13 protein-coding genes are annotated in these 15630 nt (G+C 50.0%); 2 read left to right on the forward strand and 11 right to left on the reverse strand.

Features of this window, described 5'->3' with window-relative positions:
• Positions 1-25 precede the first annotated feature (25 nt).
• Positions 26-913 (forward strand): LysR family transcriptional regulator, encoded by an 888-nt coding sequence (locus ATB78_RS18075; RefSeq protein ID WP_061009667.1) that lies wholly within the window; start codon positions 26-28, stop codon positions 911-913.
• Between the two features lie 72 nt (positions 914-985).
• On the opposite strand, the gene fni is transcribed toward ATB78_RS18075, so the two are convergent.
• Together fni and ATB78_RS18085 are read right to left on the reverse strand one after the other, a co-directional pair.
• Complete coding sequence (gene fni / locus ATB78_RS18080; protein WP_061009670.1) at positions 986-2005, reverse strand: type 2 isopentenyl-diphosphate Delta-isomerase; 1020 nt, start codon at positions 2003-2005, stop codon at positions 986-988.
• Positions 2006-2254: 249 nt separating this feature from the next.
• Positions 2255-4048 (reverse strand): sodium:proton antiporter, encoded by a 1794-nt coding sequence (locus tag ATB78_RS18085; protein ID WP_061009672.1) that lies wholly within the window; start codon positions 4046-4048, stop codon positions 2255-2257.
• A 224-nt stretch (positions 4049-4272) separates the two neighbouring features.
• Between ATB78_RS18085 and ATB78_RS18090 the strand changes: the two genes are divergently transcribed.
• A complete protein-coding gene (locus ATB78_RS18090) occupies positions 4273-7002 on the forward strand; it encodes a DUF2339 domain-containing protein (protein WP_061009674.1) in 2730 nt (909 codons plus the stop codon).
• Between the two features lie 125 nt (positions 7003-7127).
• On the opposite strand, the gene ATB78_RS18095 is transcribed toward ATB78_RS18090, so the two are convergent.
• Genes ATB78_RS18095 through flgE form a run of 9 tightly spaced genes read right to left on the reverse strand, consistent with a single transcriptional unit; the run spans position 7128 to position 15618 of the window.
• Complete coding sequence (locus tag ATB78_RS18095; protein ID WP_061009677.1) at positions 7128-8168, reverse strand: hypothetical protein; 1041 nt, start codon at positions 8166-8168, stop codon at positions 7128-7130.
• 11 nt (positions 8169-8179) lie between these two features.
• Positions 8180-9079, reverse strand: a complete 900-nt coding sequence (gene flgL, locus ATB78_RS18100) for a flagellar hook-associated protein FlgL (RefSeq protein ID WP_005432410.1) — start codon at positions 9077-9079, stop codon at positions 8180-8182.
• A gap of 12 nt (positions 9080-9091) precedes the next feature.
• Entirely contained in the window at positions 9092-10465 is a 1374-nt protein-coding gene (flgK, locus tag ATB78_RS18105; RefSeq protein WP_061009679.1) for a flagellar hook-associated protein FlgK, read from the reverse strand.
• Complete coding sequence (locus ATB78_RS18110) at positions 10466-11014, reverse strand: rod-binding protein (RefSeq protein WP_005432415.1); 549 nt, start codon at positions 11012-11014, stop codon at positions 10466-10468.
• A 10-nt stretch (positions 11015-11024) separates the two neighbouring features.
• A complete protein-coding gene (locus ATB78_RS18115) occupies positions 11025-12146 on the reverse strand; it encodes a flagellar basal body P-ring protein FlgI (RefSeq protein ID WP_038895878.1) in 1122 nt (373 codons plus the stop codon).
• Positions 12146-12817, reverse strand: coding sequence for a flagellar basal body L-ring protein FlgH (gene flgH / locus ATB78_RS18120; protein ID WP_061009680.1), 672 nt, complete (start codon positions 12815-12817; stop codon positions 12146-12148). The genes ATB78_RS18115 and flgH overlap by 1 nt, the downstream gene beginning before the upstream one ends.
• A gap of 32 nt (positions 12818-12849) precedes the next feature.
• Positions 12850-13635 carry a flagellar basal-body rod protein FlgG gene (gene flgG / locus ATB78_RS18125; protein ID WP_005432423.1) on the reverse strand — a complete coding sequence of 262 codons (786 nt, stop codon included), beginning with the start codon at positions 13633-13635 and terminating at the stop codon, positions 12850-12852.
• 39 nt (positions 13636-13674) lie between these two features.
• Positions 13675-14406: a flagellar basal-body rod protein FlgF gene (gene flgF / locus ATB78_RS18130; protein ID WP_061009682.1), complete on the reverse strand. Its 732-nt coding sequence runs from the start codon at positions 14404-14406 to the stop codon at positions 13675-13677.
• Between the two features lie 12 nt (positions 14407-14418).
• The gene (flgE, locus tag ATB78_RS18135) at positions 14419-15618 is read right to left on the reverse strand and encodes a flagellar hook protein FlgE (protein WP_061009684.1); all 1200 of its coding nucleotides are present in this window, start codon (positions 15616-15618) and stop codon (positions 14419-14421) included.
• Positions 15619-15630: the final 12 nt, after the last annotated feature.

The raw sequence follows: 15630 nt of genomic DNA on the forward strand, positions 1-15630 counted from the left end.
ATCCAAATTCTCTTTAGGTATTTAAATGTACAGCTTTGAACAACTCAAAATCTTTGTCACCGTGTGCGAAACAGGTTCTTTCTCTGCAGCCGCAAGAAAGCTAAAGCGCGCACAATCAGGTGTAAGCCAGTCTGTCGCTAACCTTGAGATCGCAATTAACCAAGAGTTGTTCAATCGAGAGAAAAACACACCGACACTCACAGATAACGGTAAAGCCTTATTGCCTATCGCTCAGTCCATTCTGCATCAACAGAAATTCTTCGACCAAAAAGTCGAGTCCTTAGAGCAAGCCTACGAACACGAGCTAGTGATTGCGGTGGATGAATCTCTCATCAACCAATCGCTACTGGCGCAATTTGCTAGCTTGGCTGACCAATTCCCTATTACGCAGTTCGATATCATTACCGCACCAACATTCGATGTAGAAGAGCTGATTCGCAAAGGAAAAGCGCAAGTGGGTATCGTGTTGGCTGATGGTGAGCTAAAAATGGACATGGATTTCTTTACCCTTGGGCACACTCGTTTTCTCACCGTTGCTTCGCCTTCTCACCCATTGGCACAGCTATCGATGGTTCATGATGCGGAGCTCAAAGCCCATCGCCAACTGGTACTGCGCAGCGCACAAAGGAAAGAGCTGTGGTTCAGTTACGCTATCAGCACTCAGTTATGGTTCGCTAACTCACATCAGACGCTGACCGACTTAGCATGCCAAAACGTTGGCTGGGGATTATTGCCAGAAAGAGTGGTCAGCAATGAGATTGAGAGCGGTAAGCTAGTTGCCCTGCCCGTTGCGCACGAATTTGATGGCTGGCTCACGACAGTTGGATGTTTAGTTTCTCGAACCCGAGGTATGGGCCCGGTTTTGCAAGCTCTAGTAAAAACCTTGCAGAGCTACCGCTATCAGGACGAGTAGCCCAAAACTGTTTTGTAGGTTCAAGCTTTAGAATTTGTCCGAGACCTAGAAGATCTCTAGGTCTGATTGAAGCTAAAGACGACGAGCTTGGGTCAATGCTTGAAGATTCGCAGAGCCTGTACCAAAGCACGCTAGACGTAACTCTAATGCCATTTGTTCAAAGTGGTCGACGACAGATTGCGTGCTGATTGTTGCGGCTTTTAATACCGCACCAGCTTGGCCAACAAGGTTAGCACCTAGGTGTATCGCTTTTGCCGCTTCTAAGCCATTATGCACGCCACCAGAGGCAATTAAAGGTAAGTCAGGGTATTGAGCGTGAATTTGCTCTAGACACTTGGCCGTAGGAATGCCCCAGTCACGAAATAGCTCCGCAGCGCGCTGCATCTTGTTATCTGTCTGGCAGTAACCTTCAACCGCAGACCAACTCGTGCCACCAGCGCCCGCAACATCAATCGCATCCACACCAGCGTCAACAAGCTGCTTGGCTACTGCGCCACTGATGCCAAAGCCGACCTCTTTGATGATCATAGGAACATCAACGCGCTGTTTTAACTGCTCAATCGATTTGAGCACACCAATCCAATCATGGTCACCATTCTGCTGAAAGGCTTCTTGCATAGGGTTGAGATGCACGAATAAAGCGTCCGCTTGGATGAAGTCGACCGCACGTTGGGCGTTGTCGAGGCGTTGCTTGTCTCTCAGTTGAGCGGCACCCAAGTTGGAATACAAAGGCACGCCTTTGGCGAGATCACGAATGGTTTTGCCCAAACCTGAATGTAGGCTGTCTTCTAGGCTCACGCGCTGCGAGCCAACTCCCATCGCAATGCCCATTTCACTGGCCGCTTCTGCCAAACGACAGTTGATGATCTCTGCGTCTTTTGCGCCGCCCGTCATAGAACTGATCAAAAACGGCAGCGTCAATGAGTGACCAAGAAACTCGCTCGAAAGATCGATGGCGTTAAAGTCACATTCAGGCAATGCGCAATGCTCAAATTCGACAGACTCAAAGCCCGCCGTTTTACTTTTCATGTTCATGTCATGATGTAAAACAGCGTCTAGATGTAAGTCTTTTCGATTAGATTGCGGAGCCATAATGTCACCCTAAAGTAAAACAGTCGCGCAGTATTGCGATCCTTGTCATTGCCGTCAATGCGAAAATTCGGAAATTGAACAATTTATTTACCGAATCGATCCTTGTGGGCTCTGGCCTTATGACTAAGGAATCATATTAAGGGGCAGCGTTTAAAACACTGCGCCTCACTGCTCTATTAAGCTTGGGTAACGATTAACAATGTTGCCACTCCGATGTGCCAAGAGTGGCAGTTCTAGATGCCATTTAGGCTATTGAGTCTCGACGGATTGAATAAGCGCCACCACTGTGCTGGTTGTAGGTGGTGTGAACTGGTCCGGATCATCACAGAATTGAATTTTGCCTTTCTCTTCAACATGGAAAAGGGGAATCACCAAATTGTCTTTGTGGTGCTCAAGGTAATCTTGGTAGGTGAAGCTCTCACTCAACTTAGTGTGTTTGATTTCTGCCCCTTGGCTCAGCAAACTCGCCATTTGGGTATAACTGACGTTGCCGCCCATCAATAATTTGCCGTGATACTCTTCTGCAACCGAGTGTTTTTCATTGCCGTTAGATTTGGTTTTCTGCAGACAATGTACTTTATCTTCGCCGAACTCGCCAACAAATTGCATACACGCCATAATGTTGAAGTGTTGGTCTGGCGTCAGTGCTACCACTTGCCCAATGCCAATTAGATTCAGGTTGTCATCAGCATGGCTAGAGATCGGGTTACCGTAGTAATGGTCTAGGCCCAGCATGCGAACTTGGCTAATGTAGTCCCAGTTTGAATCGGTGAGCAGAACTTTGCGATCGTATCTCGCCAGCGCTTTACCTATCTCTTGCGCCACTCGGTTTGCACCAATCAGTAGGAAACCTCTTGGTGCTGGCTCAGCCACACCCAACGCTTTAGCCATAGGACGCGCCGTCGCACTTTGCAGCACCACCGTGCCGATGATCACCATAAAGGTCATTGGCACCAACAGCATAGCTTCTGAAATGCCATATTCCGTTAGCTTGATAGCAAACAGTGATGAGATGGACGCCGCCACGATACCGCGCGGCGCAACCCACGAGAGGAACAGCTTATCTTTGAAGGTTAAGTTACTGCGAATGGTTGAAGCGAAAATCGAAAGTGGACGCGACACCAACTGCATGAAAACAAACAGCAACACTGCACCGCTCCCAAGCGCCGCGAAATCATCAAGACTGATGCGTGCCGCTAGGAAGATGAACAACCCGGTGATCAACAAGATGGTTAAGTGCTCTTTAAAGTGCAGGATTTGCTGAATATTGATGCCCTTGGCGTTCGCCAGCCACATACCCATCACAGTAACGGTCAGTAGACCTGCTTCCGATTCCATTTGGTTAGAAATCGAGAACACACCGAGCACGACCATCAATACCGCAAAGGGCTGAAGGTATTCCGGCAGCCAAGCTCTCCGCAAAACAGTAGACACCGCAGCACCAGAAGCGACACCGAGGATCAAGCCCACCGCAATGATGGTGCCAAACACTTCGACGCTGTTAACGGCATTGTGCGAGACAATAAACTCGTACACCATCACCACAAACAGCGCGCCTAGTGGGTCGATGAGAATGCCTTCCCAACGCAGAATATTGGCGAGTTTGGAACTTGGGCGCACGGTTCTCAGCAATGGCACGATCACCGTTGGACCAGTCACGACGGTTAAACTGGCGAACAAAATCGCAAGCTCCCAAGTAAAACCAAGGAAATAGGGCGTCGCCACACTGGTCGCTACCCAAGAGATGATCGCGCCAACAGAGACAATGCTCCACACCGAACCGCTCACACCACGAATCTCTTTAAAATTAAGGGTTAAACTGCCCTCAAACAGAATCACCGCCACGGCGAGAGAGACTAAAGGAAAGAGTAAATCCCCGAGAATGTCGTCTGGATTAAGCCATTGCAGGATCGGCCCAACAATGATCCCTGCTAATAGCAAGAACAGAATGGCAGGAAAGCCCATCCGCCACGCTAACCCCTGACACCCTAACCCTATTCCCCCAACCGCCGACAGCACCAGCGCTTCGTTGCCCACTTGCATTTATCATCACCTAATTTGTTATTGTTCTGGTGAGCTTTCGCCCAAAACCGATTAACTCTATAAAAAAGATTAGTTTAGAGTGAACGCTCCGCCAGTTTTCGTTCAAATATGCGACTTCCTCTCAAATTTCTTGTTCAGTGTTGTATATCCCGTTAGCTTGTCACACAGTGAACTAAGCTTAGCTAAGTTGCTCAAAGTTAAGGATTCTGAAACAAGGACAGGGAGTGCAGCAGTTGTTTATCTCATTGGCGGTTATCTTGGCGGGTTGCGCCTTACTCATCACATTGAAAGCAGTCGGTCGAATATCGAGGCTCGAAGACGAAGTGTCTCAGCTTCATAAAGAACTGGCAGAACTGCGCGCGCGTTGGTTTGAGAGAGAGACACCGCCGACTCCAGAACCCGAGCAACACGCTTCTCAACCACACCAAGCGCCGCCGGAGCAGCCCGCACAACCTAGTGCTCCGTCGCTCAAATCAAACCCAGAGCCAACAATGGTTTCAGAGCCAACCTCTGCGCCTCTAGCTGCCAAAGAAGCACCACCGCCAATTGTCGAGCCAAGCCTCCCGTCACTCGATGAAGTACACATCGGTGGTCTGGCACAAAGCAGTGAATCCGTGTTTGAGAAACAAGCCAATAAACTGCTGACCAACATCCAAGAAAACTGGTTGGTTTGGGTTGGCGCACTCGCCATGTTGATTGGTGGTGGTTACCTTGTACAAGTGATTGGCAGTCACATTGAGTTTTCACCAATCATGCGCGTGGTCATCGCATTCTCCATCTCTCTCGCTACCGTGATAGCAGGTGAATGGTTCCATCGTCGCGAACAGAAATCCCCAGACCGAGCAGAACGAGCGAAAGGCTTTACTTACGTTCCTGCCGCCATTACCGGAACAGGGTTAACCGGTATCTACTGCACGGTGATCTTTGCGTTTGTCTTCTATCAACTCTTATCGCCAAGTGCGTCTCTGGTAATCTTGGCCGGCGCGGCATTTTCGAGCTTAGCGCTTTCTCTGCGCCAAGGCCCTTTGATGGCCGTGCTCGGCTTAATCGGTGGTTATTCAGCACCACTTTGGATTGGCGGTGCAGAACCTAACTATTACTTACTCGCTGGCTACATCACTGCAATTTCAGTTGCCGCAACACTGCTGATGCAAAAGATCCGACACGCTTGGATTTCACCATCGATTACCGTGCCGCATATTTTGTGGATGTTGTTGCTGATTGAGAGCATGCCAATAGAGCAACTTTTCTCATGGCTTGCGATCTTCCTTTCTCTGAGTTTGTACCTGCTGTTTGCGGTGCCAAGAATGGGTTGGATGCTCAAACCGCGTTACCGTCATTGCCAAGGCAGATGGACGCATCCACCGACAGGTATTGCTCTCGCGCTGACATTATTAGTGCTGTCGGCCCTCGCTCGCATGTCTAGCATTGATACCGCAGAGATGATTTACTTCTATGCTTTCTTTACTGCCATGATTTGGCTACCCGCCGCTCGTAAAACTTGGTCTTTAAGAGTCTATCTACCATCGATATTGGTGCCTTCTACCGCGATCATGTTGCTTTCTATTGCGCTCGAATCTATCTACATGGCTGAAGGACAAACGCCAGTACTGGTCGCACTCGGCATTAGTATTACGTTGATTGCACTGAGAACATTATTCCAGACATTGGCAGGTGACCGCTCTCAACTAACAGGCATCCTCTTCCTTGTGCTTGCCCCTGCAATGACCTTGATTACCCTGCTCTACACTTACGAGTTCATGAGCGGTCATGTTCTAGGTTGGACGTTCTTCACCGCCGTGATTGCGGTTTACTACGCCTTACTTGGACAAAGGTTCAAAGCGCTAGCACTGGAATGCTCTGCAATCATGCATGCCATCATTGCCGGAACGGCTTTCGTTTGGCTGAATGACACATGGCTCACGACCGCTATTTCGATTCAAGTGGCGGTTATGGCGTTGCAGACTCAAGCCAATGTTTTCCGCCCAGCACATTGGGCAGTCAAAGTCGCCATGGGCATCTTAGTCGTACGTCTGACGCTATTACCGTTTATTCCAGAGTGGCAACCCGTCAATGCAGGACACTGGGCTTGGGTGCTGATCAGTTACCTGCCTTCTTTGGCGATTCTTGCTTACGCTCGCACTGTATTACATCGCTCAGATACAGAGCTCGCCAATTGGTTTGAAGGGGCGTTCTTACACGTCTTCTTGATGGCGGTGTTCACCCAAACCAACTACTGGCTGACGGGACAATACGGCTACCTTGGCTACATCGATTTCACTTCGGCGATTGTGTTTGCTAACCAAGCATTAGTGATGGGATTGGTTTACAGCTATCGCAGCCAGTTTGCACAGCAACTAGAACGCGTCTATCAAGCATACAGCTATCTACTTTGGGGCGCTTTTGTTGTGCTGATGATGTTGCTCAATAGCCTCGAATCGCCGTTGATGGTCAATAATGTTTCCGCTGAATCCATGCCTGTGTTCAACATGCTGTCTCTTGGCTGGTTGTTGCCTGCGATTGTTTTGCTAGTAACTACTTACAAGCGCTGGAACACGTTGCAGATCCCACGCTCCGTGGTCGCCAGCTTTGGTCTTATCTTAGCGGCCGTTTGGCTAGGTATGTCGATTCGCCAGTTCTGGCAACCTATCTCTATGACGCTAGTTCAGCCGACTGGTATGGCAGAGCTGTTTACTTACTCGATTGCTGGTTTGATTGTCGGCGGCTTATTGACTTGGGTTGGCGCAACACGCAAAGCAATGACGATTCAACGTATTGGCTTAGCCGTGTTGGCGTGCGTCGCGCTCAAAGTGTTCTTGTGGGATGTCCGCTCATTGGATGGCTTCTGGCGTGCGATCAGCTTCTTGGGCCTAGGTGCATCACTGATTGGATTAGGATGGTTATTCCAAAAACTCCATCGCTCGGTCGCGAAACCTGCCGAGCAAGCAGAATAGAGTTCAAGATAAGAAAGGTGATTCCCAACTCTTTTCTGGGTTACGCAACCACTGATGAATAGAGAAGGGAATCTTGGAGTGTTCTTAAAGCGCTATTTCAACTAAGGTCTATTTCAACTGAAGTCTTATTTCAACAGCGCCACAACCGTATGACGACGAACATTCGCTTGTGCATTCAGCGCTTGGAATGTCGAGCTAAACTGACCGGAAGTGGCCATAAAACCATCGAGTTTCGCATTCACATCAGCAGCACTTAACTGCTTGGATTGGCTCTGCACAGTGCGCATTTGGGAGTTCAACTCACCGTGAAACGCTTTGGCTTCTTCCAAACTGGTTTGTACCTGCCTTATATGCTGATTCACTTTGGCGATGGTTTGCTTGATGCCATCACGAGAGCCTAAATCAAAGCTCAACTCAGCGATGCCATCCGGTTCTGATTTTAGGTTCAGAACATTCGCTTGCCCTGCAGGAAAACGATGACCTTCGCCCGTCACTAGCACCTTTTGCTGCATTTGTTGATATGCCGTATCGCGCGCTTCAAACAAAATGGTGCCGTCTTCTGCCAGTGACGCTCGCATGCCCATCGCAATCAAACTGCGGTCGAGCATTTTCACGGTGCGCGCACCGTCAGCTTGACCATCAAATTGAATCATCACCGATTGGCCTTGGGGAAAGTCTAAGCGGATTTGCTCGGCTTTCTCACTCAAACGATGCACGTTCAAACCGGGGATGGAAAAACGGCGAATATCCGCTTTATCCAGTTTGAGGTGCAGTTCGTTATCAAGCACTTTCTGCCCGTCAAAGCGCGCCTGTTCAACCACTTGCTGAATAGATGCTTTAGAACGTACTAACCCTTCTTGCAGACCGGGAACATTCTGCACGCCTTGGTTGATAGCTTGGGTCAAACCTCGCTTGATTTGAGTCAGCTCTTTACCAATCACTTGCAACGACTTAGAGGCGATTTGCACCGCGGTTGCTTGTTGCTGACCTTGAGTAAGCTGAATACCGGAAACGGAATAGGCTGACGCTGTGTCAGCCTGAACTTGCGTAGGACGCGGCTTAATCGCACTGCTCGAATCCGCTGAGCGGGTTGGCATGATAGAGGCTTGTTCTTGCCCACCTAAGCGTATGCTATGGGGTCTTACCTCTACTGTGCTCATCACCATACAAAACTTCCTTAAATACGATCAAACAGGTTGAGATCGTTGATCTTCACGTAGCTAGCTTGCGTTGCTTGTAACGCCGCCATGTAGTTGCTCAAACGTACTGACGCCTCACCGTAATCCAATGCAGATAAGTCACTGGTCACCTTATCAACGAACAACTTGTTTTCGCCGTGTGCACTGTCCATTAGGTCGAGGTTGTTATGGCGACCACCAATTTCTGTCATCGCTCCCAGAACGTTCGCCAAGGTATCATCAATGGCAGATAAGCTAGCGTCTACTTCCGCTTGAAAATTCGGACTCGGGTTCTCAAATTCTGCAATCAAAGCATCGATTTGGTTCAATACGTTATCGCCACCGCCAAGCTCCAGAATCTCTTTCGCCGTCATATTGGAATCCATGGTCACGCCTTTTGCGACGGTTACCACGCGCTTATCGCTGTTGCCATCAACTTGGTACGCACCACCAGCATTGCTCACTGCCGGCGTGTCCGTCTGAGTACCAGAAAACAAGTAGTGGCCTTCTTCATCTTGCGCGTTGAACGAAGATTCTATCGAATCACGGTAGCTTTTAAGCTCGATGATCATGCCGCTACGGTCTTCATCGGTTAACGTGCCGTTCGCGCCCCAAAGCACCAAATCACGCACACTCTTCAAGCTCTCGTTGACCGAATCCAAATGGGTTTCTTGAGCAGAAAGTGTGGTTTTCAGATTGGCGATATTACTCTGGTACTGGCCGATCGCGCTGTTTTCACGTTCAAGGTTCAGCAGCTTTATCGACGCCATAGGATCGTCAGAAAGCTTGGTTAGTCGGTCACCCGTGGCCATTTGTTGAAGAACATGCCCCAAACCTGCGTTGTTGGTTTGCAGGCTTTGCAGCATCATTTGGCTAAATTGACTGTCACTGATTCGCATCTCGGGTTCCTTTTAGAATAACTGCAATACAGAGTCGAAAAGCTGGTTAGCGGTGCTAATGACTTTCATGTTGGCGTTGTGTGCATTAGCGAATGTCATCAGATTCGCCGCTTCTTCATCGCTGTTCACCGCACTGACGTTGTCGCGCGCGGCATGCGCTTGTTTGTTCATTGCCGCTTTAGCTTCATAATCCGCTTCTGCTTGGCGTGCTTTGATCGCCGTTTCACCCACCATTGCGGTGAACGCATCGTTTAAGCTCAGAGAGCCATGGCCAGTGACTGAAACCGGCTTATTGCTCAGTTGAATTAGGTCATTCAACACATCTGCATTACCCGGAGTGCCATCGCTGGAGAACGCTAATTCTTCCGCACTGATATCAGTAATGGTGAGGCTCGCTGCTGGGTTTGCTGGATCGTAGCTAAACAATGGCTTGCCCGGATTGCCGTTAAGATCTTGCCCTGTCGCCAGCACAGCGTTGTATTCATCCGCCAATGCTTTTGCCATGTCATCCAAAGCGACTTGGTTTGGCTTAAGCACATCGGTTTGATAATCGTTAATCGCACCCAACTTACCACCTACCGAGTGGTCAATGACAAAGCTTTGCGAGGCGAAATCGACACTCAAATCCGCAAGGTATGGGTCGCTTGGGTCTGGCTTCGCTGTCAGCTGACCATAATCCGAACCCATAACCAAAGGCTGACCAGAAGCGAGTGTCACCTGCATGCTGCCGTCTGGTTGGTCGGTAGTTTTGATTTCAACGATTTGAGAAAGCTCGCCAATCAACACATCGCGAGTGTCCATCAACTGTGCTGGGTTACCGCCTGTGCCTTGCATTTCGACAATCTGCTTGTTCACATCCGCAATATTCGCCATCAAGCTATTGGCATGGTTCAACGCCGCAGTGCGCTGGTCACTCATGTCTTTATGCTGATTATGAAGGGACTCAGTTAACGTATTGAAGCGGCGCGCTAACGCTTCTGATTCATTAATGATCTGCTGACGGTATGGGATTGATTCTGGTTTTACTGTGGCATCATTAAGCGCAGTATTAAGGGAATCTAACCCCGCAGAAACACTAAATCCATCCGCGCCAAGCGTGTTCTCAAGCTGGCTCATAGCGGTGGTATAACCCGCTGAATACGCCGCTAAACTGTTGGTGGACCACGTTTGCTTCACCAAGAACTGGTCAGTGACACGGCGAATACTCGTCACTTCAACACCCATACCTGGGCTTAGCTTGTTGTACTTACCGTCACCAACAGACGCAGTTAGCGCTTGTTGTCGGCTGTATCCCGGCGTGTTGATGTTTGCCACGTTTTGCGCGGTCACATCCAACGCTACACGGTTCGCGTTTAAGCCTGAAAGGGCGATATTAACAAGGTTCATTTACAGCTCCATTTTCCTGATCAGCGGCTGAGTAAACGCGGTCGTCATTCCGGCTTCACCGAGCACTTGTTTAACAGAGGCGACCGCTTGCAGCGTGGGATTAACTGCATCGGTCTTCATCGCGATTTCATCGTTTTCAAGTTGTGACGTGCGTTCAAGGCTGACCACTTTTCCATCGTTCGCCGGAGAGACATTTCGTGATTGGTCGAACGCCACTTCACGCATTGACGGGCTAAGTTGCTGGATCAGCATATTGGCGATCCCAGAGTTCTGTTTTTTCGCCAACTCCATCGCCAATTGCCCATCGTACATATCGCGAAACACACCTTGTTGTTGGCTAGCAAACGGGCTGTCTTTGTCGGCCAATACATCACTGCTGCTGCGCATTTGGCGTAGAACCATTTGTAGGAACATCGCCTCGAATTGACCCGCTACCACTTCAAGAGCACCTTCTTGATCGCGGCTTTTCTTGATGCTCGCTAGGGCGCTGTTGTCGTGATACAGCATGGTATTGAGTTGTGCTTGATCGCCGCTCGTATCTAACTTCATCGCTAACTCCTTAAATCACCACAAGCTCAGCATTCAGTGCGCCCGCTTCGTTCAATGCTTGCAGAATCGACATCAGATCCGTTGGCGTTGCGCCTAAACTGTTTACGGCGTTGACGATAGTGTTCAGTTCCGTACCCGGAGGCCAAATCACCATTTGCGCTTGCTCTTCGTTTACTTCGATTTGGGTTTGATCCACGACTTTGGTTTCACCATCAGCAAACGCGTTCGGTTGGCTGACTTGTTGAGATTCGGAGATTCGAACAGTCAAGTTGCCGTGGCTTACTGCCGCTTCACCAACCTTAACGTTCTTACCAATCACCACCGTACCCGTTCGGGAGTTGAAGACAATTCGAGCTGGTTTACGACCTTCTTCCACGCTCATCTCTTCCAACATCGACATCATGGTGACACGCTGTTGGGTGTCCATTGGTGCACGCATTTCGACGCGCGCTTTGTTGATGGCTTTCGCCACGTTTGGACCAAAGGTATTGTTGATTTCACGAGCGATGTTCTTCGCCGTTGTGAAGCTTGGTTTACGCAGGTTCAGAGTAATTTCATCACGCTGGTTGAAGTCAGTTTCGATTTCTCGCTCTAGCGTAGCTCCGTTTGGAATGCGACCCGCGGTTGGCGTGTTCACTTCCACCTTAGAGCCACTTCTGCCTTCGGCAGACAGACCGCCAACAACCACGCTACCTTGAGCAATGGCGTACACTTCACCATCGATACCGCGCAGTGGCGTCAGCAGTAACGTGCCGCCACGTAAGCTTTTCGCATCGCCGATAGAAGAAACTACTACGTCCAGTGTTTGACCCGGCCCCGCCATTGGGTCAACAGATGCGGTAACACTTACGGACGCCACGTTACGTAATTTCGGGTTCATGCTGTCATCAATCTGGACCCCAAATTGGCGCAGCATGTTGGTAATCGATTGGGCAGTGAATTTCACTTGGTTACGGTCGCCTTGACCGGCCAAGCCCACCACTAAACCGTAACCGACCAATTGGTTTTCTCGGATGCCCTGCACATCCACCAAGTCCATGATCGGAATTTCCACTTCGGCTTGTGAAGTGGCAGGAAGTCCCAAGGTCAGAGCCAATAGGAAAGAAGTAAAGAATGCGTTGATTGGCTTCATTAGAATGGTACCCATGGGCTGTTGAAGAACTGAGTCAGCCACCCGGCTGCGTTGCTGTCGGCTAATGCGCCACGACCAGCGTAGGTAATGCGAGCATCCGCAATACGTTGAGAAGACACTTGGTTACTGCGGTTGATGTCATCAACACGCACAATGCCCGTTAGGCGAATAAACTCGTCGCCTTGGTTGAGTCGGAGCCACTTTTCACCGCTAATGCGAAGCACACCATTTGGCAGTACCTCATGCACCGTTACGGTGATCGCCCCTTGTAACTTGTTGCCTTGCGAGCTGGACGCACTGCCATCGAAGTTACGGCTGCCATCAATACTCACGCCCAACTCATCTATGGTTTTGGTGCCAATGGTTGGCGTAGCAAAGTCAACGGTAGAGCTTTTACCAAACTGGGTGCCCGCTTTCTTGCTGGACTCGGTCTCTTCAGAAAGCTGCACAGTCAAGACATCACCCACTCGGTAGGCGCGGCGGTCTTGGAATAACGTCATTGTGTATTGGTGACGATAAAGGCTGCCGGATTTGGCTTCTGGCAAGGTGTAATCCAGCACTGGCGGCGCGTATTCCTCTGTGTTTGGCTCAGGTGGAATAAACTCCTGACGCCCTGCACATCCCACCAGAAACACGACGGCAACTGCCCAACTCTTCGAAAGCCATTTCATTGCTTTTTCCTTCATCATCACCAATTTCTTACTTACATCGATTGCGCGACAAACTTCAGCATGTCGTCTGCGGCAGAAACCACTTTGGCGTTCATCTCGTACGCGCGTTGAGTGGTGATCATGTCGACCATCTCTTCCACTACCTGCACGTTTGAGCCTTCTAAAGCGCCCTGTTTGATGCTGCCTGCTCCGTCTTCGCCTGCAATCAATTCATCCGCAGGACCACTTGCTTCTGTTTCACGGAACAAGTTACCGCCAACGGCTTCTAGACCCGCTGGGTTGATGAACTTCGCCAGCGTGATTTGACCCAGTTGCTGCGGCGTTGGGTCGTCAGCCGATGTGGTTGTTACCGTGCCATCCACACCCACAGAGAACGAAATCGCGTTGTCTGGGATTTGAATTTGCGGCTCTAGTGGCAAGCCTTGGCTGTTGACCATCAAACCCTCTGAGTTGATGTGGAACTGACCATTACGCGTGTACATGATCTGACCGTCAGAGTTTTCGATTTGGAAGAAGCCTTGCCCCATCACCGCTAAATCCAACTCTTGAGTGGTATTTTGTGTATTGCCTTGAGTGAAGACTTTCTGCGTGCCTACAACGCGAACACCGGAACCAAGCTGAACACCGCTTGGCAATTCATTCACTTGGTCGACTTGCGCGCCCGGCTGACGCTGAATGCTGTAAAACAAGTCTTCAAACACCACGCGGTCACGCTTAAAGCCAACCGTGTTAACGTTCGCTAGGTTGTTGGAGATGGCAGTCATTTTGGTATCTTGAGCTGCCATGCCCGTTTTACTTACCCATAATGCTGAATGCATTGGTTATCTCCTTTGGACGAGAACCCCTTACTGAGAGGGTTATCTCGCCGCCATCAATTTGTTTCCGGCTTGCGCCAAGGTTTCTGCGGTTTTCATCATGCGAACTTGCATTTCGAAGTTACGTGTCAGCGACATCACGCTTAGCAGTTCATCAATGGCAGACACGTTACTGCCCTCAATGTGCTCTGGAGACAGCTGCACGGTTTCATCCGCAGGGAAAGGCACACCATCTGCGCTGTGTAGCAAGCTGTCGCTCTCTTTTTGCAGTTGGTTAATTGGCGGTTTCACCATCTTCAAGGTGCCCACTTCCACTTCTGCACCACCACCCGGAGGAATCACAGAAACACGGCCACGTTCACTGATTTCAATCTTCTGAAAATCAGGCACAACGATGGGTCCGTTTTCACCGACCACAGGGAAACCATTGATGCTCATTGCGCCAAAGGTATCGACTTTGATGTTGCCTGCTCGGGTGTATGCTTCATTGCCAATTGGCGTTTCAACGGTGAGGTAGCCCTCGCCCATGATCGCCACATCGAGAGGACGACCGGTTTTCATGATGTCGCCAGAATCAAAACGCGTTGCGGCTGAGTTGGTCACCACCATGGTACGGCCATCAAAGCCCGCACCTTGTAGCTCAACACTGCGCACGCGTTCCATATCGGCACGGAAACCTGCGGTGTCAGCGTTCGATAAGTTGTTCGAACGTACGTGCTGAGCCTTAAGTACTCGACTCGCACCCGACGTGGCAGTAAATAACAAGCTATCCATGCGACTCTCCCATTACACCGCGTTGAACAGAGCTTGAGTCAGCTTGTCGTTGGTCGAAATGGTTTTCGCGTTCGCTTGGTAGTTACGCTGCGCCGTCATAAGCGCAACCAGTTCGCTGGTTAAGTCAACGTTAGAGCCTTCTAGCGCTCCCGGTGTTAAGTCACCCAATGTGCCCGTACCCGGAACACCCATTATTGGCGCGCCTGAGCTAAAGCTTTGTGTCCAAGCCGTGCCACTCACTTTCGATAGACCTTGCGTGTTAGCGAAATCCGCAAGCACAACCTGACCTTGCAGCTGAGACTGACCATTGGTGTAAGTCGCGTAAACCATGCCGTTGTCTTCCACTCGAACGCCCGCAAGCTCACCTGAGGTGTAACCATTCGGGTTGTTGGTGCTCACGCCAAACGCAGCGCCAAACTGAGTGCTGCCGTTCAAGCTGATATCAATGCTCATTGAGTTTGCGCCCGCTGCTGGGAATGCAACGTTAAAAGAACCCGTTGGAGAAGCTAGCGTGCCGTCAGTATTGAATTGAACCGTTTGAGCCGTTGCTGGCGTCGTTGGTGCTCCGTCAACTTCCACGTTCACTTGCCATTCGTTATCTGATGTCTTCGTGAAGTACTGAGTTATCGTGTGCGAGTTGCCAAGTGAGTCGTACACCTTAGTGGTGTAAGAAGAGTTGAATGAGTTTGGATTGGAAGAATCGAATGGGTAAATCGCTTGGTCGACTGCCGTTGCGCTTGCGTCGAAGTTCGCCACAAAGTCCAGATTGTCGGTCGCTTTTGCGTTAAGTGAAGAGGTAGAAACTTTGATGTCGCCAACGGAGCCGGTTTGAAGGTTCGCATTGTTGTCTACGCTGTAACCTTGCAACTTGGCACCGTTATTTGCGGTCACAAAGTTGTTCTTATCAGTGCCAAACACACCTGCGCGAGTGTAAAGCATCTGACCCATGTGATCTTTCGTCACGAAGAAGCCACTGCCGTTGATCGCCAAGTCCATTGCACGGCCTGTGCCTGTCACCGAACCATTCTTATCGAAGTTCTGAGAAATCGACGCCACTTCTACGCCGCCAGGCTGCATACCGTTGTAAACTGCGGCAAATTCTGTGCGGCCGCCTTTAAAGCCGTACGTTGATGCGTTGGCAATGTTGTGGCTGATGGTGTTTAACTCTGTGTTGGTCGCGTCCAGCCCACTAAGTGCGATGTTAAAACTCATAAATAACCTCTG

The sequence above is a fragment of the Vibrio sp. CUB2 genome (assembly GCF_001557945.1).
In the GTDB taxonomy this organism is placed as follows: domain Bacteria; phylum Pseudomonadota; class Gammaproteobacteria; order Enterobacterales; family Vibrionaceae; genus Vibrio; species Vibrio owensii.